This is a genomic window from Citrobacter freundii complex sp. 2025EL-00176, from assembly GCF_053309355.1.
This window is the reverse complement of the sequence record NZ_JBRYHT010000001.1, coordinates 417,951-438,605: the sequence shown is the minus strand read 5'-3', so window position 1 is coordinate 438,605 and position 20,655 is coordinate 417,951. Positions and strand designations below refer to the sequence as shown.

At 50.1% G+C, this 20,655-nt stretch carries 19 protein-coding genes, 1 tRNA gene and 2 pseudogenes; 7 read left to right on the top strand and 15 right to left on the bottom strand.

Annotation, left to right across the window (positions count from 1 at the left end):
* Positions 1-280 precede the first annotated feature (280 nt).
* On the top strand, positions 281-658 hold the full coding sequence (locus tag ACVXHP_RS02155; protein ID WP_038643106.1) for a MysB family protein: 378 nt from the start codon (positions 281-283) through the stop codon (positions 656-658).
* Here the strand turns inward: ACVXHP_RS02155 and ACVXHP_RS02150 are convergent, their stop codons facing one another.
* The 3 genes from ACVXHP_RS02150 to mdoG all read right to left on the bottom strand — a co-directional run bounded on the left by ACVXHP_RS02150 (position 659) and on the right by mdoG (position 5,018).
* Positions 659-886, bottom strand: coding sequence for a YceK/YidQ family lipoprotein (locus ACVXHP_RS02150; protein ID WP_038639644.1), 228 nt, complete (start codon positions 884-886; stop codon positions 659-661).
* Positions 887-961: 75 nt separating this feature from the next.
* Complete coding sequence (gene mdoH, locus ACVXHP_RS02145; protein WP_447570771.1) at positions 962-3,490, bottom strand: glucans biosynthesis glucosyltransferase MdoH; 2,529 nt, start codon at positions 3,488-3,490, stop codon at positions 962-964.
* The gene (gene mdoG, locus ACVXHP_RS02140; protein ID WP_087857802.1) at positions 3,483-5,018 is read right to left on the bottom strand and encodes a glucans biosynthesis protein MdoG; all 1,536 of its coding nucleotides are present in this window, start codon (positions 5,016-5,018) and stop codon (positions 3,483-3,485) included. The genes mdoH and mdoG overlap by 8 nt, the downstream gene beginning before the upstream one ends.
* Positions 5,019-5,288: 270 nt before the next feature.
* On the opposite strand from mdoG, the gene mdoC reads away from it, so the two are divergent.
* Entirely contained in the window at positions 5,289-6,449 is a 1,161-nt protein-coding gene (gene mdoC / locus ACVXHP_RS02135; RefSeq protein WP_447570770.1) for a glucans biosynthesis protein MdoC, read from the top strand.
* A gap of 20 nt (positions 6,450-6,469) precedes the next feature.
* Here the strand turns inward: mdoC and ACVXHP_RS02130 are convergent.
* From ACVXHP_RS02130 to csgB, 6 genes and pseudogenes are all read right to left on the bottom strand, one after another.
* Positions 6,470-7,958 (bottom strand): annotated as a pseudogene (locus tag ACVXHP_RS02130) (phospholipase D family protein).
* Positions 7,906-8,433 (bottom strand): annotated as a pseudogene (gene ymdB, locus ACVXHP_RS02125) (O-acetyl-ADP-ribose deacetylase); the annotation flags it as partial. The pseudogenes ymdB and ACVXHP_RS02130, both read right to left, overlap by 53 nt.
* 100 nt (positions 8,434-8,533) lie before the next feature.
* On the bottom strand, positions 8,534-8,854 hold the full coding sequence (locus ACVXHP_RS02120; RefSeq protein ID WP_447570769.1) for a type 1 fimbrial protein: 321 nt from the start codon (positions 8,852-8,854) through the stop codon (positions 8,534-8,536).
* A gap of 148 nt (positions 8,855-9,002) precedes the next feature.
* The gene (csgC, locus tag ACVXHP_RS02115) at positions 9,003-9,335 is read right to left on the bottom strand and encodes a curli assembly chaperone CsgC (RefSeq protein WP_042309242.1); all 333 of its coding nucleotides are present in this window, start codon (positions 9,333-9,335) and stop codon (positions 9,003-9,005) included.
* A gap of 60 nt (positions 9,336-9,395) precedes the next feature.
* Complete coding sequence (gene csgA, locus ACVXHP_RS02110; RefSeq protein WP_316129426.1) at positions 9,396-9,845, bottom strand: curli major subunit CsgA; 450 nt, start codon at positions 9,843-9,845, stop codon at positions 9,396-9,398.
* Between the two features lie 40 nt (positions 9,846-9,885).
* Positions 9,886-10,341 (bottom strand): curli minor subunit CsgB, encoded by a 456-nt coding sequence (gene csgB / locus ACVXHP_RS02105; protein WP_042309246.1) that lies wholly within the window; start codon positions 10,339-10,341, stop codon positions 9,886-9,888.
* Between the two features lie 761 nt (positions 10,342-11,102).
* On the opposite strand from csgB, the gene csgD reads away from it, so the two are divergent.
* From csgD to csgG, 4 genes are read left to right on the top strand one after another with little or no spacing between them, the layout of a single operon-like run.
* Entirely contained in the window at positions 11,103-11,753 is a 651-nt protein-coding gene (gene csgD / locus ACVXHP_RS02100; RefSeq protein WP_042309248.1) for a biofilm master transcriptional regulator CsgD, read from the top strand.
* A 4-nt stretch (positions 11,754-11,757) separates the two neighbouring features.
* On the top strand, positions 11,758-12,150 hold the full coding sequence (gene csgE / locus ACVXHP_RS02095; RefSeq protein WP_200006804.1) for a curli production assembly/transport protein CsgE: 393 nt from the start codon (positions 11,758-11,760) through the stop codon (positions 12,148-12,150).
* Positions 12,151-12,175: 25 nt separating this feature from the next.
* Complete coding sequence (gene csgF / locus ACVXHP_RS02090) at positions 12,176-12,589, top strand: curli production assembly/transport protein CsgF (protein ID WP_200006805.1); 414 nt, start codon at positions 12,176-12,178, stop codon at positions 12,587-12,589.
* A 25-nt stretch (positions 12,590-12,614) separates the two neighbouring features.
* The gene (gene csgG, locus ACVXHP_RS02085; RefSeq protein ID WP_003036082.1) at positions 12,615-13,448 is read left to right on the top strand and encodes a curli production assembly/transport protein CsgG; all 834 of its coding nucleotides are present in this window, start codon (positions 12,615-12,617) and stop codon (positions 13,446-13,448) included.
* A gap of 44 nt (positions 13,449-13,492) precedes the next feature.
* Here csgG and ACVXHP_RS02080 read toward each other — a convergent pair whose 3' ends face one another.
* The 4 genes from ACVXHP_RS02080 to ghrA form a co-directional block, all read right to left on the bottom strand.
* Entirely contained in the window at positions 13,493-13,975 is a 483-nt protein-coding gene (locus ACVXHP_RS02080; protein ID WP_200006806.1) for a DUF1097 domain-containing protein, read from the bottom strand.
* A gap of 101 nt (positions 13,976-14,076) precedes the next feature.
* Entirely contained in the window at positions 14,077-14,631 is a 555-nt protein-coding gene (locus tag ACVXHP_RS02075; RefSeq protein ID WP_447570768.1) for a TorD/DmsD family molecular chaperone, read from the bottom strand.
* A 23-nt stretch (positions 14,632-14,654) separates the two neighbouring features.
* Positions 14,655-15,392 carry a phosphatase gene (locus tag ACVXHP_RS02070; protein WP_200006808.1) on the bottom strand — a complete coding sequence of 246 codons (738 nt, stop codon included), beginning with the start codon at positions 15,390-15,392 and terminating at the stop codon, positions 14,655-14,657.
* Positions 15,393-15,478: 86 nt separating this feature from the next.
* A complete protein-coding gene (gene ghrA, locus ACVXHP_RS02065) occupies positions 15,479-16,417 on the bottom strand; it encodes a glyoxylate/hydroxypyruvate reductase GhrA (RefSeq protein WP_316129429.1) in 939 nt (312 codons plus the stop codon).
* A gap of 235 nt (positions 16,418-16,652) precedes the next feature.
* On the opposite strand from ghrA, the gene ACVXHP_RS02060 reads away from it, so the two are divergent.
* Positions 16,653-16,740 (top strand) — tRNA-Ser (locus ACVXHP_RS02060).
* A gap of 169 nt (positions 16,741-16,909) precedes the next feature.
* Here the strand turns inward: ACVXHP_RS02060 and torA are convergent.
* Together torA and ACVXHP_RS02050 are read right to left on the bottom strand one after the other, a co-directional pair.
* Positions 16,910-19,429, bottom strand: a complete 2,520-nt coding sequence (gene torA, locus ACVXHP_RS02055; RefSeq protein WP_447570767.1) for a trimethylamine-N-oxide reductase TorA — start codon at positions 19,427-19,429, stop codon at positions 16,910-16,912.
* Positions 19,430-19,438: 9 nt separating this feature from the next.
* Positions 19,439-20,602 carry a NapC/NirT family cytochrome c gene (locus tag ACVXHP_RS02050; protein WP_137361053.1) on the bottom strand — a complete coding sequence of 388 codons (1,164 nt, stop codon included), beginning with the start codon at positions 20,600-20,602 and terminating at the stop codon, positions 19,439-19,441.
* Between the last annotated feature and the right edge of the window lie 53 nt (positions 20,603-20,655).

Genomic DNA, 20,655 nt, shown 5'->3' with positions numbered 1-20,655 from the left:
ATCTGAAGATTCATTTATATAACAGTATTGTTTATTTATTTGATTTTTATTACTCCACGACCAACCACACACATTACCTTTTTTTCTCAAATTCGCGGTCGTCCATTACGCCAACTTCAGTATCTCGCATTGTAAATTTTTCTATCACCCATCGAAAAGCTACCATTCGTTTAGGTTTGCCCTGCAGTCAACGGGTTTGACGCTCCGCGGATCGAGGTCTATAGATTGAATCATCACCGTTTATTGTTCACCTTAGGAGAAGATTATGGCAAAGAATGACATGTATTTTTATGCCACGCTGGAAGAGGCTATCGATGCTGCTCGTGAAGTTTTTCTGGCAGATAACCCTGGTCTGGAGGCTGACGACGCCAGTGTTCAGCAGCTAAGCGTACAAAAATACGTGCTACAGGATGGCGACATTATGTGGCAAGCAGAATTCTTCGCCGATGAGGATGATGTCGATGGTGAATGTCTGCCAATGCTAAGCGGTGAAGCGGCGCAAAGCGTTTTTGATGGTGATTATGACGAGATTGAAATTCGTCAGGAGTGGCAGGAAGAAAACACGCTTCACGAATGGGATGAAGGTGAATTTCAGCTGGAGCCTCCCCTTGATACCGAAGAGGGTCAGACCGCAGCCGATGAATGGGATGAGCGATAATTATTCGTAAGGTCCATGGTGAATGTCGAGCGGTAACAGCAGCGTATCAAACACCAGCGAAAATGGCAGGTCGAGGATGGTGACGTAGCGCCATGCGGAATCCCGGACATCCCATTGTACGCCCGGATAGTATTGGTTGCCGTGCCCTTGCCCTGGGATGGTCCGGCTAATAATGCTGCCGCATCCGCTCAGGAACAAGACCATTATCGCCACTGCCACTATTCGCATCTGGTACCTCATGACTCTTTTATTGAGTATAAAAAAATACCGGCACCAGGCCGGTATTTTCACGTTACAGAACGCTTATTCTTTCCTGAGCGCTAACGGATTCAGGGTCAGGCCCTGATAGTAGTTCACCCAAGAAGAATATTTATCAGGTGAGTTCCAGACACGATAATGCAAACGCGCCATGGTCACCGGATCGCTCAACAGCACAAGACGTCGATCGCGATTCAGTTTTTCCGGCGTTTCGTTCAGCGCCTGCTCCACATGACGGTCGCGTGCAATCTCAAGTACGTTACTGGCGCGGTGGCGCGCAGTCGCCATTGCCGTAGCCAGCGCGTTAAACGATGGGTTAAACACCGCATGCATAAAACCGTCGTCCAGCGTACGATTGCGGTTCATCACCAGATAGGTATCTGTATCCACCAGCACCTTCGGCGGAGAGTACTCTTCTGGGATCAGGAACAGCTTCCAGCGTTTGGTTCGTAATCCAACCGTAGAACGACTGGAAATCACGGAAACAAACGGCGAGAGGATCAGCGAGAAGACAATTGGCGCCAGCCAGAACAAGAAACGCAGATCCAGCCAGGCCATACCCACAGCCCACACCAGCCCCAGCAGTAGCTGAGAACCGTGACGCATAAACGCTTCCCCCCACGGGGTGGAATCGTCATCACGTTGCGGCGAATTCCACACCACTTCCCAACCGAGGAATGCGCTCACCACGAAAACGGTATGGAACAGCATACGCACTGGCGCCAGCAGCACGGAGAACAGAACCTCCAGCAGCAGCGACAGCGTGACGCGAATAAATCCGCCGTACTCTTTTGTCCCTTTACACCAGATAAGCAAAATACTCAGCAGCTTCGGCAGGAACAGCAGCACCATGGTGGAGGCAAACAGCGCGATCGCCAGTTCAGGACGCCACTGAGGCCAGACCGGGAACAGCTGCCGCGGTTGCAGGAAGTACTGCGGCTCCGTCAACGCATGGACGACCTGCAAGGCGGTAGACAACGCGAGGAACATGAACCACAACGGCGCTGACAAATAGGACATAACGCCGGTCAGGAACACCGCGCGGTGAACCGGGTGCATCCCCTTAACCAGGAACAGACGGAAGTTCATCAGGTTACCGTGGCACCAGCGACGGTCACGCTTGAGCTCATCCAACAGGTTTGGCGGCAGCTCTTCATAAGAACCAGGCAGATCGTAAGCGATCCACACGCCCCATCCCGCACGACGCATTAATGCCGCTTCCACGAAGTCATGGGAAAGGATCGAGCCGGCAAATGAGCCTTCGCCCGGTAATGGTGCAAGCGCACAGTGCTCAATAAACGGCTTCACACGAATGATGGCGTTATGGCCCCAGTAGTGCGACTCACCTAACTGCCAGAAGTGAAGCCCGGCGGTAAACAACGGGCCATAAACACGGGTCGCAAACTGCTGACAGCGTGCATACAGCGTATCCATACCGGAAGCCTTCGGTGAAGACTGGATAATCCCGGCGTTCGGATTCGCTTCCATCAAACGTACCAGACCGCTCAGACAGTCACCGCTCATCACGGAGTCAGCGTCGAGCACCACCATATAGCTGTACTGATTCCCCCAGCGGCGGCAGAAGTCATCAATGTTGCCGCTTTTACGCTTCACACGACGACGACGGCGACGGTAGAAAATCTGCCCTTCGCCCTGCACTTCGGCAATCAGTTCCATCCACGCTTTTTGTTCCGCTACGCAGATATCGGGGTTATAGCTGTCGCTCAGGATGTAAACATCAAAATGCTCAGCGTTGCCCGTTGCTTTAACTGACTCCCACGTGGCGCGCAGCCCCGCGAATACGCGGTCAACGTCCTCGTTACAGATAGGCATAATCAGTGCGGTGCGGTGTTCCGGATTCAGCGGTTCGTCGCCTACCGTTGAGGCGGAGATACTGTACTTATCTCGCCCAATCAGCAGTTGCAGGAAGCCCATCAGCGCGGTCCAGAACCCTGCAGAGACCCAACAGAAGAGCACGGCAAACAAAATCAGAATGCCGGTCTGTAGCATGTAGGGCAGCAGTTGCATAAAGGAGACCCACAGATCCTGCCCCATCATGTCGACCGGATTAATGAATGCCCACCCCTGATACGGAAGGATCGTCTTCATATACCAGGTTGCTACGACCGTTTGCGCCAGCGTTAAGATCAACAGCGTATAGCGGCGGATTGTGCCCACGGTACGCCATTTTTGCTCGCTCTCTTGTTCTTCTTTCGTCAAACGCGAAAGATAACGCGGAGTCACATCACGTCCACGCAGACGATCCCAAAAACGGCCAACCGGATTGGTGCGCCAGGGATCGGGGAACATCGAAGTACGCGTTGCTTTTGGCATCGCCTGGAGCTGGTCGCGCCCTTCATCGTCCTTAACCAACTGCTCTTTCGCCAGAGAATCTGGCCATGCTTGCTCAAGGCGAGCTTTCACAGAACCCTGCGGTGAATCATCTTCGCGCGAGTAAGTACGATGCTCGGCATCCAGCGCCTGATGAACGGCGCGGATGTCAGTTTTCGGCAGTGCCGCTTTTTCGATATCCGAAAGCGGCATTGCGTCAATATACTCAGTTGTCTTATTCATTGGCAGGTAACTGGTAGCTCCAGGTTTCACTCAACGTCTGATCGGCATTGACCAGAGCTGCTCGCATTTCAGTGGTTTTCTTCACGTCTTTCACCTTCACGCGCAGCATCAAACGCCAACCTTTAGTGACCGGGTTGTAACGCACGGTGTTTTCAACGATCTCGCCGTTGTCACCAATACTGGTTTGTGCGGTAACCGGGGTATCCTGCGGCAGCTTTTTCATGTCTGCACCGGTAAAATCCACCACAAATGCGATAGTACCGTCTGGCTGACGAATCAGATTGGATTGTTTAACATCGCCCGTAGAACGACGAGTCTGCTGTACCCAGGCATTTTCCGGCGCATGAAGCTTGTCTTCATCACGCGTGAACGTCAGGGAGTACTTGAAGTTCATCTCTTTGCCCGCTTCAGGCAGTTGATCCGGCGTCCAGTACGCGACGATGTTATCGTTGGTTTCATCGTTAGTCGGAATTTCGACTAACTCAATCTTACCTTTGCCCCAGTCACCTTTTGGCGTGATCCAGGCACTCGGACGCAGGTCGTAACGATCGTCAATATCTTCAAAACGTGAGAACTGACGGCCACGCTGCAACAGACCAAAACCTTGCGGATTTTCCATGGCAAAGCTGCTCACCGCGAGATGTTTCGGGTTGTTCAGCGGACGCCAAATCCACTCGCCGTTGCCAGCGTGGATAGACAAACCGTTAGAGTCATGCAGTTCCGGACGATAATTAGTTGCCGGAGAAGGCTGATTTGGGCCAAACAGGAACATACTGGTTAACGGTGCCACGCCCAGCTTGCCCACTTTGTCGCGCAGGTAAACTTTGGACTGAACATCAACGACCGTGTCGCGCCCCGGAATAATGACAAAGCGATACGCTCCGGTTGCCCGCGGAGAGTCCAGCAAGGCATAAATGGTTAGACGTTTATCAGTCGGTTTCGGACGTTCGATCCAAAACTCACGGAAGCGGGGAAATTCTTCACCAGAAGGCAGAGCGGTATCGATCGCGAGACCGCGCGCAGACAGACCGTAGACCTGGCCTGCGCCGAGAACGCGGAAATAGCTGGCACCGAGCATGCTGACGATTTCATCGTTTTTATCTTTGCTGTTGATCGGATACAGCACTTTGAACCCGGCGAAACCGAGATCTTTTACCGTGTCTTTATCATGCTGAACATCGCCAAAATTAAAGTAATCCGGGCTATATTTGATTCTTTTCACCGCAGTGGCGGTAACTTCGTTGATTTTGACCGGCGTGTCGAAGTACATACCCTGGTGGTAGAACTCGAGCTTAAATGGGGTCTTGAGATTGCTCCAGTAGGCTTTATCGCGATTAAACTGGATCTGCTGATAATCCGCATATTTCATGTCGCGGAAAACGGAGGGCAAGTTACTTTTTGGCGCCTCATAGCCTTTACCGGCTAAGGATTGAGCTTGTTTTGCAACATCATCAATGCTGAACGCCCAGCTCGATGATGTGTACAGCGTTAACATAACTGCTGCACCCAACCAACGCATTTTCATCATTTGTAGTTTATGTTTCATAATTAGTAAGCACTTCCCCCTTTGTGTGCTTATATTGATCCGATCCATTTTAATGGATAATCGGGTATTCCGACAACTGAATCCCTGTATTGTTCGCGCGCTGGCTCATGCTTTAAGCAGCTTCGTCTGCTGTTTTCACTTTGCGTGCTTATCCTGGAGACAGGTTGTTGGACTTCGTGTAGGGTTGCCCTCGAATGTAACCATTATTCGTCTTAGGGATAAGACGAAAAGTCTGAGAATACGTAACTGTCTATGAGCTCTGTATCACCACCACGTGAATATTTTCTTGACTCCATCCGTGCCTGGCTAATGTTGTTAGGGATCCCATTCCATATTTCTTTGATCTACTCCACCCATACCTGGCACGTGAACAGCGCAGAGCCGTCGTGGTGGTTGACCCTTTTTAACGATTTTATCCATGCATTTCGCATGCAGGTCTTCTTTGTTATTTCGGGTTACTTTTCGTACATGTTATTTTTGCGCTATCCGCTAAAGCGGTGGTGGAAGGTGCGAGTAGAACGCGTGGGAATCCCCATGCTGACGGCGATTCCATTGCTGACGTTGCCGCAATTTATCATGCTGCAATACGTGAAGGGCAAAGCAGACAGCTGGCATACTCTCAGCGGGTACGAAAAGTACAACACGCTGGCCTGGGAACTTATTTCCCATCTGTGGTTTTTACTGGTTCTGGTGGTGTTAACGACCGTGAGCATATGGGTATTTACCCAGATGAAAAACAAGACGATGCGTAGCGAAAGCACCAACGCGTCCCCGGTATCAATGACCCAATTAACGCTGATTTTTATTTTATTGGGTGTCGGTTATGCGGCCGTCAGAAGGACGATTTTCATCCTCTACCCTTCAATTCTCAGCGATGGCATGTTTAATTTTATTGTTATGCAGACGCTGTTTTATGTGCCTTTCTTTATGCTCGGCGCACTGGCATTTATCAATCCTAATCTGAAAGCGCTGTTCACCACGCCATCGCGCGGCTGCACAATAGGCGCCGCATTGGCATTTGTCGCCTACCTGCTCAATCAACGCTATGGCAGTGGCGACGCCTGGATGTATGAAACCGAATATGTCATCACCATGGTCATGGGACTGTGGATGGTGAACGTCGTCTTTTCACTTGGCCACCGTTTGCTGAATTTCCAGTCGGCCCGCGTAACCTATTTTGTCAACGCGTCGCTGTTTATCTATTTAGTGCACCACCCTTTGACGCTGTTTTTTGGCGCGTATATCACACCGCATATCTCATCGAATCTGCTGGGCTTTTTCTGCGGTCTGCTGTTTGTGGTGGGGATTGCGGTGATACTGTACGAAATCCATTTACGCATACCGGTGCTGAAGTTTCTCTTCTCGGGTAAACCACTCGTTAAGCAGGATAAAAATAAAGCGGTGCCCGGTTAATTTTTCTCTCATTGTGTGGTTCAGAGCAGCCACTCAATGGGTAACACGGATGCAAGCTTCACCAGAACCCGTTTCCAGAATCCTGTGGCGGGTTCTTTTTTTAGTACCTGTTCGCTGCCGGAAACGCGATCCACCCAATTAATTCTGCCCCAGCGGTCGAGGCGTAGTTGCCAGGCCATGTCACGCTGGCTCTGCATAAAACGTTTATGGATCACTTCTGCCAGCACTTCACTCTCAATCACAAACCCCATTTCCGTATTAAGCAGCGTTGAACGGGGATCAAAATTAAGCGAGCCGATAAATACTTTTCGACCGTCAATACTGAAGGTTTTTGCATGCAGGCTGGAGCCTGAATTACCGGTTAATCCGCGATCGTGGACCACCGAAACGCGTTCGCGGGTAGGCTTAAGTTCGTATAATTCTACGCCATAGCGCAGCAGTTTTTTTCGCCATCGCGCATAGCCCGCATGAACGATAGCCACATCATTCGCCGCCAAAGAATTGGTTAAAATAGCAATCTTGACGCCTTTCCTTACCATTCTCAAAAGCTGCGCCACCCCAGCGCGAGTTGGCACAAAGTAGGCGGAAATAATATCAATTCGTTCGCCAGGCGACCCCATCACATCAAACAAACGCTGCGGTAATAACGAATGGCGCGGCGCTTTCCCTTCACCTTTGACAGGATCATCACTCAGCAAACGCGTTTTCGCCCAAATCAGCGGCAGCGACTGTTGATCGAGACTGGCCATAAACTGGCTGGTTTCCAGCTTATGCAGATAACGACGAGTAATATCATCGTTATACCAGGATTCAGGCAGCTCGATACGCTGCGAAGAATCTGACTCCGACATCTCCAGTACGTTTTGTAACGTTGAAACAGAACGGCAGTGCCAGTAACGCTCAAAATCATCCGCAACATCTTTGACAACTGGCCCAATAGCCATGACGTCCAGATCGGAAAACAGCGGTTGTTCACCCGCACCAAAATAGGCATCACCAATATTACGCCCGCCCACGATAGTCACCACGCCGTCAGCGGTATAACTTTTATTGTGCATACGCCGATTAAGCCGGGCAAAATCGGTCAAATAGCCCAGGGCGCGCAGGATGCGAAAGGAAAAGGGATTAAACAGGCGAACTTCTATATTAGGATGGCTATCCAGCAGCCGCAGCGTGTCATCAAGACCCGGCGTGTTGTTGTCATCCAACAGCAAGCGGACCTTCACTCCACGTTTCGCCGCCGCCAACAGAACTGAAAACAGCAATAGCCCGGACATGTCGTTCTCCCAGATGTAGTACTGCACATCCAGTGTACGTTCCGCCATTTCTGTTAGCCGATAACGAGCAGCAAAGGCATCCAGGCTGTCATCCAACGTAAGAATGCCACAGTCTCCAGGGTGGTTAGCGCAAAGTGGCGTGATAGCCCGCTCAAGTCGTGTCATATCAGTCCGTTATTGTCACCTTGCTGGGCAAGTAGTCTCTTGTAGAGTTGAGCGTTTTCTTCGTCAAAACAAACAAAGTATATTTGATCAGGTAGCGTACGACGGGTAATAAATTTCAACACCGTGTTTACCGCGATTTCCGCCGCAGCTGCGCGGGGATACCCGTAGGCCCCGGTACTGATCGCCGGAAAAGCAATGGATTGATACCCATTGGCCAGGGCCAGTTGCAGCGTATTCAGATAGGCTTCTTCGAGACGTTCAGCCTCATGATGTCCACCACCCTGCCAGACAGGTCCTACGGTATGAATAACCGCTTTTGCAGGAAGCGCCCCCGCCAGCGTGATAACCGCATGCCCGGTCGGGCATTCTCCTTGTTGCTGTATAACCTGTTTGCAGGCCTCCAACAATGCAGGTCCGGCAGCGCGGTGGATCGCGCCATCAACACCACCGCCTCCCAGTAGCGTTGAATTCGCCGCGTTGACAATCACATCAACAGCGATCGTCGTAATATCGCCATGTAACACATGCACGCGTGATTGCATAAACTCCCCCTGACAAAACACGATTCATTAAGTGTACAGCAGGGTTTTCCTTGAAATCTCAATTTTTAACCGCAAGCTTGCATGTCTAAGCCAGAATGGTTCATTTATATTCAATGTTAAGAATTGCCATGTTTTTCTGTTCATTGAGGTAATGCATTTTCACAGTGGCAATTTGCTGCACATTCTGAGGGGCTGTGGTGACCTGTTGATGATTGTAGAGAGTATTACGGGTAGAGCCATTACGCATACATGACAATTCGATCTGTTGTTGTCGGGTACTAACGTCGCAGGGCGCTTCAACTATTGCACCGCGAAAATGAATAATCCCGCCGGACGAGATTTGCTGTGCCATTGCGGGGAGAATAAAAAAAGATAACGTACAAAAACTGGCGCTGAAAATACGTTTAAAAAATGTACACATAAGGGTTCCTCAATGATTAGTCATCCTTGAGGGATCTGAATGATCCTTCACCGCTGCGAGCTACGATCAAATAAAACGTTGTACGTTTCTATATTCATAGAACAGCACCGCATTCCCAGCCACACCCTTAATGCAAATAAAGCAAAAATTATGGCTGACTGGTTGAATCAGGCCATTGTTGTGACAGATGCAGAGACTGCCCATCCGAAACGGTAACGATAATTTTGACCGAGTCCCCAGGTGAAATATTAAAGCTCAGTTTGGTTAGTTCAATCGGCCGATTAGCGGGGACCGAAAGACTTGTTTTCTGCTGCGACTGGCTTTGCCCCCCTTCCCCCTTACGAACGGCAAGGACTTGTACCTCACATACGCAGGGTTGAGTTAACGTCACCTGTGGAATAATGGTGTACATATCGCCTTGCTGGGTCGTATTGAATGTTATTTGATTTGCCAGCGCGGCAATGAGTAATAACGTATGCATCATATTCTCCCGAAAAAAAACAGGGCTCACGCCCTGTTTATTATCAGTCAGAAAACTGAATTAGTGTTGGTTAGCGGTGGCGTTGTTGCCAAAGCCAACTTGTCGAATCAGCACATTGGAGTCAGAAGCGGTCTGATTAACCAACGCACCGTTACGGCCACCGAACTGGGTCACGCTAATATCAGCATTTTTTGCATTCCACTGATCGATAGTGGCGCTGTTCTGGAAGCCGGTCTGTTTCAGGTTAATGGTACTGTCATCAGCACCTTGACCTACAACAGCCCCGTTTCCACGCCCGTGTTGGGTGATGGTGACATCTGATTTACGCGCATCGCTTTGCAGAGCATTCGCTACGTTGCCTGTCCCATATTGGTAGATGCTCATTGAGGAATCAGGGCCATAGTTATTACCGCCGCCATGATGACTGCCGCCCCATTGCGGAACAACACCAGCCAGAGCACTGCCAGAAACTACGATTGCTGCGAATGCTGCCACTTTTAAAAGTTTCATGGTAAACCCCCATCGGATTGATTTAAAAGTCGTTAATGGATTAGCGTTGAGTTACGCGAATTGCCATATGCGACTGTCTCTGCACCACAACTGCTGTTTTTTGTGTACCATACTGGGTAATATTCGCTTTATTACCAGAGCCTTTCTGGATAATTACCGCTGTATTACCGTAAGAACCTTGTTTAATACTTGCATCATTGGAACTACCCACTTGATCGATATATGCAAAGTTATATGATCCCGTCTGGTCTGTTTTCGCCCGGTTACCAGAACCTTCTTGCGAAATGACCGACAATAGCTTCGAGCCGCCCTGACGAGTATTTGCACTGTTCGCAGTGCCGACCTGACCAATAATGGCTGCCTGATTAAATGAAGACTTACTTAATTCATTTACCGCAAAGTTATATTCTGAATTAGCTAAATCATAACTTGCTGCGGATGCAATCCCAGGCACACCCAGTATTGTAAACATCATAAATAACAACTTGTTTTTCATGTTGTCACCCTGGACCTGGTCGTACATGAAGTTAAATTAGTTACCACTCAAATTGTTGTTAACATGACTTACATTTGTTAACGCCACGTTACGATGAAGAGTATGTCCGCTGAAACATTTTAAATAACTCACCCGCCAGTGGTATTTTTATATTTGGATTCACCCCAAAGTATTAATTAACAACAGACAATACCGTTACCGCCTTGAACTTAATTTCTTTTAAAAGCATAAGAGTGAATTTCTATGCAGTGACAGAAAAAGCGCATTTCCCTCCATTTACGGGCCTCGCAGCATAGTGCTGCGATAGGCATCGGTACAAGTCGTGACAAGCGTCATTTTTTTCTATCTAAAATTGTCCAGCTTAAAGTGAGACAAGAGAAGATGAATTCATTAGAAATGAAAAATCGGAAAAAGATAATAATTATCTTTTACAATCAACAAGATATTATAATTTGTATGATTTTTTAAATCTATGCAATAACGCTAGAATGTACAACTTTACTATCAAATCTAAACTCAATTAAAACCCAAAAATCACATTTTAATATATAAATTTACATTTTGTAACACGTTTAACACTTGCTTTAAGATTTGTAATAGCTAGATTGAAAACAGTTGAAGTCCATTTGTTTTGTTATTATCACCCCGTTGGGTCGATATTTTATTTCTACACAGCAGTGCAACATCTGTCAGTACTTCTGGTGCCTCTATTTTAGTAGAGACAGCTGTCAGGTGTGCGACTAAAAAAGTGGAGTTTCATCATGTTTAATGAAGTCCATAGTATTCATGGTCATACATTATTGTTGATCACTAAACCTTCTCTGCAAGCAACTGCGTTATTACAGCATTTAAAGCAATCACTGGCATTGACCGGAAAACTACATAATATTCAACGTTCTCTGGATGATATTTCCTCCAGCTGCATTGTTTTAATGGATATGATGGAGGCAGATAAAAAACTGATCCATTACTGGCAAGATAATTTGAGCAGAAAAAACAACAATATAAAGACTTTATTGTTGAATACCCCAGATGATTATCCCTATCGGGATATTGAAAACTGGCCGCATATCAATGGTGTATTTTACGCAACCGAAGATGAACAACGTGTAGTCAGCGGCTTGCAAGGTGTGTTGCGCGGCGAATGCTACTTTTCGCAAAAGCTCGCCAGCTACCTGATCACGCATTCCGGTAACTATCGTTACAACAGCACGGAGTCGGCATTACTGACTCACCGTGAAAAAGAGATCCTTAATAAACTGCGTATCGGCGCCTCAAATATTGAAATCGCGCGCTCACTGTTTATCAGTGAAAATACGGTGAAAACACATCTTTATAATCTTTTCAAAAAGATAGCTGTCAAAAATCGTACGCAGGCGGTTTCGTGGGCCAATGATAACCTCAGGCGATAAAGCCATGAAACGCTATCTGACCTGGATTGTGGCAGCAAATTTGTTCCTTGCTGCCGGGACTCTACACGCAGCTGTAGAAGTGGAGGTTCCCGGACTATTGACTGACCACACGGTCTCTTCCATTGGCCATGATTTTTATCGGGCCTTTAGTGACAAGTGGGAAAGCGAGTACACAGGAAACTTAACCATTAATGAAAGGCCCAGTGCACGTTGGGGAAGTTGGATAACGATAACGGTCAATCAGGACGTTATCTTCCAGACCTTTTTATTCCCGACGAAAAGAGACTTCGACAAAATAGTGGTCTTCGCATTGGCAGAAACTGAGGAAGCATTAAATCGCCGGCAAATAGATCAAACACTATTAAGCACAAGCGATTTAGCGCGTGATGAATTCTAAAATATGATTTTGTCCGGAGGCTTTCATGCGTGTCAAACATGCAGTGGTTTTGCTCATGCTAATTTCACCATTAAGTTGGGCCGGAAACATGACGTTCCAGTTCCGCAACCCAAACTTTGGTGGCAATCCAAACAACGGTTCTTTTTTATTAAATAGCGCCCAGGCGCAGAACTCGTATAAAGATCCGAGTGGTGATGATTTCGGGATTGAAGTCCCATCAGCACTGGATAATTTTACTCAAGCTATTCAGTCGCAAATACTCGGTGGCTTACTGACTAATATCAATACCGGTAAACCGGGGAGGATGGTAACCAATGATTTTATCATTGATATCGCCAACCGGGATGGGCAACTGCAATTGAATGTCACGGACAGGAAAACAGGGAAAACGTCGACTATTGAAGTTTCGGGTTTGCAAAATCAGTCAACCGATTTCTAAATTATAGCCACGAAAGGAAAAAATCATGCAGCGCTTACTTATCATGGTGGCAGTAATTTTACTCAGCGGATGCTTAACCGCCCCGCCTCAAGAGGCCGCTAAGCCGACGTTAATGCCCCGAGCCCAAAGCTATAAAGATTTGACGCATCTGCCTATGCCTACAGGTAAGATATTTGTGTCGGTATACAACATTCAGGATGAGACTGGCCAGTTTAAACCTTACCCGGCAAGTAACTTCTCTACCGCCGTCCCGCAAAGCGCCACGGCGATGCTCGTCACCGCATTGAAGGATTCTCGTTGGTTCGTCCCACTGGAACGTCAGGGGTTACAGAACTTGCTTAACGAACGAAAAATCATTCGTGCGGCTCAGGAAAACGGTACGGTTGCCATTAATAACCGGATCCCGCTCCAGTCTCTGACCGCTGCAAACGTCATGGTGGAAGGGTCGATTATTGGTTATGAAAGCAACGTTAAATCCGGTGGTGTTGGCGCACGCTATTTCGGTATTGGCGCCGATACGCAATATCAGCTCGACCAGATAGCGGTAAACCTACGCGTGGTTAACGTCAGTACCGGTGAGATCCTCTCATCGGTGAATACCAGCAAAACCATTTTGTCTTATGAAGTGCAGGCTGGGGTATTCCGCTTCATTGACTACCAGCGTCTGTTGGAGGGTGAAATTGGCTATACCTCTAACGAACCGGTTATGCTTTGTCTGATGTCAGCAATTGAAACCGGCGTTATCTTCCTGATTAATGACGGGATAGACCGCGGATTGTGGGATTTGCAGGATAAGAAACAAGTTGATAATGACATCCTGGTTAAATACCGCCATATGTCGGTACCGCCAGAATCCTGATGGGTCGTTACGGCATAAAAAGCGTGAGGGGATCCTCACGCTTTTTATTTATTGGTCAGCGTCGGAGATATTCTATTTTCACGGCGTGACGCCAGCCACAATCCGCTATTTTTCATTGCATAGCCAAATACCAGGCCCAGCGCCAAAGACGGCACGACCAGTCGCCAGTCCCCCTGCCCTGCAAACGTTGCACAAGCACCAATAAACGTGCCCGGCACGAATGAAAGCAACCATTGCTTTGCCTGAATGCACATCAAAAACGCGACAATTCCCGTCATGACATAGCCGACAATATCCATATGCGGGGCAAGCGCACTGCCGTTAATAATCACCAACGCCCACACCACACCGCTTAGCAGCGTACACGCCGAGATCCACAACCCTTTCAGCCCACCTTGCGGACAGGCAAAGTAGGCCGTACAGCCCAGAAAACCAGCCCAGCTGAGTAAACCGAGAGAAACGGCCACCCATCCCCAGATCCCGGAGAGAATGCCCGTTGTGATTGCAATTGAGAGAAGTATGTTCATGCCGCGCATCTTAGCAGAAAAACGGCATTGGAATGAGATCGCGCACACAATTTATGCAAGTTGATAGATTGCGTTGCAGTTCAATGTGACTTAAACCACACTTACTCGTCTGTATCTTCCTGTAATTCGTCCCACATCGCACCAATCGCATCGCGCGTCAGAGGCGCTATAGTACGCCAGAATGGCGTATTCGCATGCGCTTCAACTTTGCCCAGAAACTTATCGCACCAGGGTAACAGGTAGTCCACAAACAAGGTTTCGAGCGCTTCGCTTTCATCTTCCGCAGACTGGTCTTCAAGCCATGACGCCGCCAGCAACAGCGTGCCAATATGATCTGCCGGCGTATCTGCCAGCGGCATTCCCCGGGCAGAAAGGAATGCACGCACATCCGATTCTTTAGCCCCTTCTACCCAGGCGCTACGATAAGGCGGCACCGCACAATCGTCTCCCACAAACAACGCGTTGTAATCCGCAGCCAACTGAGGCATATCGCAGCTCTTCTGCAGACGAGCCAGCAGTTCGTCCTGTTCCAGCGGCCAGTTGGCGGAAAGTTTACCTTCGCTAATCAGGGTAAACAGCGGAACCAGTAAAGGGTCCTGCGGTTGGCGGTAAAACAGCGAGCCCAATACACGACACAGGATAGAAAACTCGTTCATTGATATATTCCAGTTAGTAACAATTACAGTTCAGCAAATTCCGCGATCGGCTCCATGCCTCGCGATTCCAGAAACGTCAGCAGGCGTTTAGGCGTAACGTTTAAAATTCGGTCTTCCGGGAAATTCACGTCATCCAGAATTTTACGGCATTCACCAAATTCTCCCAGCGTGAAAGCGGTGTGCGAATCCGACCCTAATGCGACCCAGCCGCCGGCATCACGTACAGCCGCAGCAACCGCGCGGCAATTGTCCTCACTGCCCTTACGCGAATGCAAAAACGAAGAGTTGTTGATTTCCAACGCAACCTGGTATTTTGCCGCCGCCTGGGCAATCGCAGTGATATCGACGGGATATTTGGGGTTACCCGGATGGCTGATGATATGTACGTTGCCACTGGCCATGGTGGCTATCATCGCCTGCGTATTTGTGTCTTTATCGTGCGGCGCGAAAACCGGCTCATGAAAGCCAGCGATAATCAGATCCAAGGAAGTAAACATCGGACCTGAGCAGTCAATTTCACCTTCGATATTTTTAATATTCGCTTCAATTCCGCGCAGGATCCCTACGCCGTCCACGACACGAGGCCAAATGCGCATATTAATAAAGTGCCAGTGGTGAGGCGCATCCGCCATGTCCGGTCCATGATCGGTAATGGCAAACAACTTGATGCCTTTGCGACGGGCTTCAGCGATGTAATCACTTAAGGTGCTATAGGCGTGGGTGCTGGCGACGGTATGCATATGCAGGTCAACGGGATACATAACTCTCTCCTGTAGTCATTTTCCGTCAAGGATAGCAGGTATCGCCGCCATTTATTAGCTGAAACCCAGCATCCGCCGGGTTGGCATTAGTATCCCCGTACGCGATCGACCTGACCCGTAACGGCTTTACCACTTTCCAGACTCAAAATCGTACGGGAGATATAATCCACCGCTTCCGCCGGACGGGTGACGGCGGCGATGTGCGGCGTCATCGCCACTCGCGGATGTTTCCATAGCGGGCTGGTTTGCGGTAGCGGTTCACGGCTATAGACATCCAGCATGGCGCCTTTCACCTTGCCGCTTTCCAGCGATGCCAGAAGATCATCTTCATTGAGATGAACGCCGCGCGCCAGGTTCAGCACATAAGCGCCATCCTGTAATTGGCTGAGTAAACCTGCGTTAATGATGCCCACGGTTTCTGCCGTATTGGGTAGAAGGTTGATAAGCACGCGAGTTTGACTCAAAAACGCGCCCAGCTCTTCGGTACCGGCAAAGCTTTCCACGCCAGGCCAGGATTTACGCGTACGACTCCAGCAGCGCAGCGGGAAGCCCCATGACTGTAAACTCTCGGCAACTTTCGCACCTAAAACCCCGGCCCCCATGATCCCGATGGTAAACTCATCGCGCGTATACTCTGGCAAAGGTTGCCATTTCGCCTGGTTTTTTAATGCCTGGTAATCATCAAAACGACGGAACCAGTGCAGCACCTGACTGACCGCATATTCCTGCATTTGCAGGCCCATACCCGTATCTTCCAGGCGGAAAAGCGGGATCGAGGTATCCAACATTTCCGGGTGAGCCTTTAGTTTACTGAGAATGGAATCGACGCCCGCACCCAGCGCAAAGACGGCTTTTAATTTTCGCCCCGCGAGCATTTCAACCGGCGGATGCCAAACCAGCGCATAGTCAGCATGCGCATTATCACCCGCTTTCCACTCACGAACGTTCGCGCCAGGTATTGCTTTTGCCAGCGCATTAATCCACCAGGTTGAATCGAATGTTGGGTGATAAAAAATTATATCCATTTTGTCTCCTGAGCATTGCTATGCGGAACTTTCTCGCACTTATTATCATCATTTTCCGAGGGAACATCAGAGTAGCAAATTTTCGGATGCTGGCAAAAAAAACAATTCCCGCTTATTTAAGCTGCAGATTGTTTGAAGTTTGTGTAAATGCACGTTTTTTTCAAAAAGTTGATTGACGTCGGGGCGGTATTTCCCTAAATTAGCGCCCGTTCCAGCAGCACTGGAACAACAATATGGTGAGGTGTCCGAGTGGCTGAAGGAGCACGCCTGGAAAGTGTGTATACGGCAACGTATCCGGGGTTCGAATCCCCGCCTCACCGCCATATTTTAAGAAGAGCTCGTACGCAAGTACGGGCTTTTTTTTCGCATATTGCACGCCAGCGGGGGGATGAGAAACCCGACCGGGGTTCGACTGCTGGCGCAGCCAGGGTTAAAAGAAACGGCCCCTCTTGCCAGTGGTGAGAGGGGCCGTTCGTTATGACCGGCTGTCGATTATGCGCCTACAGGCACATTATGCGCGGTGTTTTGCAGCACCGGTCCGGTATATTTCTCGATCTGCAACTGTGACATCTGCCCACAGTTCCCCTGCGCCAGGCTGGAGGAACCGACGTCAAAGGTCAGACAGTTAACGTTACCGTTCTTACACAGCGAACCAGGCTGTGACGGATCGGCCGGGTCAAACCACGCCCCTTCGCTGATCCGCACTACACCTTCACGGACGTTATCGGTGATCACGGCCCCAACCAGGATCTGCCCGCGATCGTTAAAGGCACGAACCAGATCGCCCGCATTAATACCGCGCGCGTTTGCATCCTTCGGATGGATCCAGATAGCCTCACGGTCGGCTACTGCATACTTCTTACGCAGCGGCGTGTTGTCGAGCTGAGAGTGTAGACGGTTAATCGGATGACCGGTATTCAGCGACAGCGGGTATTTCGCGGCTTCCGGCCCGCGATACCACTCGTGAGGCGGCATCCAGGTCGGGATCGCTTTACAGTCCTCGTAACCCATTTTGGCAATGGCGTCAGAATAGATTTCGATTTTACCGGACGGCGTACCCAGAGGGTTAAGCAGCGGATTCTCACGGAAATCAGCAAATCGTACCCACTGTTTATTCTCTTCCGGAATCGGGAAGCGAATGTAGTTGTTGGACGCCCAGAACATATCAAACGGCGGCAGCGCCACGCGTGCATTACGCGCCTGGGCTTTCATGTCGTCATACATGCCTTTTAACCATAACATCTCATCTTTACCTTCGGTAAAGGCGTCGTGTACGCCGAGGATCTCGGCAATACCGGCAAAGACGTCAAAGTCATTTTTCGCTTCATGCTGCGGCGGCACACACTGGCGTAGCGGGAAGACGTAGAGCTGCGAGTAATCGCCGCCCATGTCCAGATCGTTACGTTCATAGGTCGTGGTGACCGGCAGAACGATGTCGGCATGTTTCGCCGTTGCCGTCCAGTAAGGTTCGTTGACGACCACGGTCTCCGGGTTCTGCCAGGCTTTAACCAGGTTATTGGTATCCTGATGCTGGTGGAAGGTATTCCCCCCCGCCACGTAGACCATTTTAATATCCGGGTAGGTCACTTTCGTGCCGTTATAGTCAATGGTCTTACCAGGGTTTGCCAGCGCATCGGCAATACGCGCCACCGGGAACGGTGTAATGTCTTTTGCCGCCGGAGAGGTTGGGCTGCCCGCCGAGATCCCGGCGAGAATGCCGCCGCGAGCAGTCGGGCTACCGCCGGAAGAGTAGTGATAGCTAAAGCCGAAGCCGCCGCCTGGCAGACCAATCTGCCCCAGCATCGACGCCAGCGTCACCATCATCCAGTGCGCCTGTTCGCCGTGATGCTGGCGCTGAATACCCCAGCCGCCCATGATCATGGTGCGGTGTTTTGCCATATCGCGCGCCAGCTGTTTGATCACCTCGGCGTCAACACCGCTGACGTCCGCCGCCCAATTGGCGTCTTTCACGATACCGTCATCCTGACCGGTCAGGTATGCCTCAAACTTATCGAAGCCGACGGTGTAGGTTTTCAGGAAATCAGCGTTGTGCAGTTTTTCCACCAACAGCGTATGCGCAATCCCCGCCATCAGCGCACAGTCGGTATAGCTGTGGGGGCCAATCCACTCGGCACCCAGCATACGGGCGCTGTCGCTGTGCACCGGATCGATACAGATCATCCGGGTGCCTTTTTTCTTCAGCGCTTCAAAACCAGTCTGGCTGACGTGATCCGGCAGGTTCCAGCTGTTTTTAAGCGTGATCATAGGGTTACAGCCAATCATCACCACCAGCTCGGTGTTTTCAATGACGTTTGGCCATGCGGTCTGCTGTTCGTAAACCTCAACAGAGCCAACCACGTGCGGCATAATCACCTGTGCGGCACCGGTCGAGTAGTCGCCGGAATAGCCAACAAAACCGCCTGCCAGGTTCATCATGCGTTGCAGTAACGTGCGCGGGTTGTGGAACATCCCCACGCTTTTCCAGCCATAAGAACCCGCATAGATTGAGGACGGTCCGTGCTCTTTCTGCAGACGGCTGATTTCACCGGCCACCAGATGCAACGCCTTATCCCAGCTAACGCGCACCCACTCATCGCGGCCGCGCAGCTCAGGTTTACAGTCTTTCGCGCCGCCTTCCAGCCAGCTTTTACGCACCATCGGGTACTTAATGCGGTTTTCGGCATACACCTGATAGGGTGCCATAGTAATCAGTTCGTTCGGATACGGATCGTCTTTCACCGGACGAACGTCAACCATTTTGCCATCGCGGATAATCGCTTCAAACGCGCCCCAGTGGGCACCGGTCAGAATGCCGCTCTCCGCCTGGCGCAGCGCGACAAACTGTGGCAATGCCTGACTAATCGCTTCGGCCAGCGCCGAGCGTGGCCACATTCCCGCCAGCAGCGGTGCCGCCATTAAAGCTCCGGCACCGGCCAGAAAACGGCGACGAGTCAGATTCATACCTGCTTCCTGGCTCTGCTCCGCCATGTCATGGTCATTATTCTTTTTCATCATGGCTCCTTATTTTTTGTCCTGATCGGCTGCTGCGGGCATGTCGCTCGCGTGTTTTTGTACGTACTGGGTCAGAAGACGAACCTGTTCCTGCGTCAGCGACGTACGACCGGACATGCCTTTAACCACCCCAATCCACTGGTTGGCATTAAAGCGATTCAACTCGGTAAGACCGTGGCAACCGGTACAGTTGTTAGCCATGAGATCGGAAGCGTAGCTCCAGATTTTTTGTTGATCGCCAATCAGACTTTTCGCCGGCAGCCAGACCTGCAGATCGACTTCATGCCAGACCTGTTTGGTCTCTTCATCAGTTACCGTGCTGTTCACTTTCAGCGCCTTACGCGCTTCTTCGCCCAACAGGGCGCTCATGATGCGTTTACCGCGCGCGGCGTAGAACGCCTCGGTGACGCCATCCTGCTGCCAGCCTTTGACGTCAGCCAGTACCATATCACCGTCACGTTTCACGACCTGCACTTCGGTGGACGCCATCAGGTTACCGTCGTTATGATCGGCGGTTTTCTCACTGAGCCAGAACGGCTGGGTTTGAATGGTGTACAGCGTGGTCGCCGTTGCCGGCGTTTTCGCTGCCGCATTCGCCAGTTCGCTCGCCCCGGCTGCTGCCAGGCCGCTCATGTTCGGCAGAATGTGCGCGACGCCTTTATGACAATCGATACAGGTTTGGCCCTCTTTGATCGCCACCGGGTGCTGCTTACGGGCTTCAGGGGTTTGCGCCAGAATATCCATCGCTTTGTAGTCGTGGCAGGAACGACAGGTTGCCGAGTCGTTCTTCTTCAACCCATCCCACACGCTCTGGGCCATCGCGAGCTTATGCGCCTCGTATTTTTCTGGGGTATCGATTTTGCCGGTCATTTCACCCCAAACATCTTTCAGGGCGCCAATTTTGGTCAGCATGTAATCGATCGGCTGGTGGGGAACGTGGCAATCGGCACACTCGGCGCGAATACCTTTATCGTTCTGGAAATGCACACTGCCCTGATATTCCGCCAGAGGTTGTTGCATGGTATGACACGACACGCAGAATTCGGTATCGCTGGTTTTATGCATGATAGTTGCCGTACCCGCCAGCAGCACGACACCAATAATGATCCCAACCAGCAGGGCGATAAATATAATTTTTCGCCTACCTGAGCGTTCCAGTGAAAGTTTTCTCATCTTATTATTTAACCCTTTTCCTAAAATAAAGACGCAATAGTCCTTGCCATATG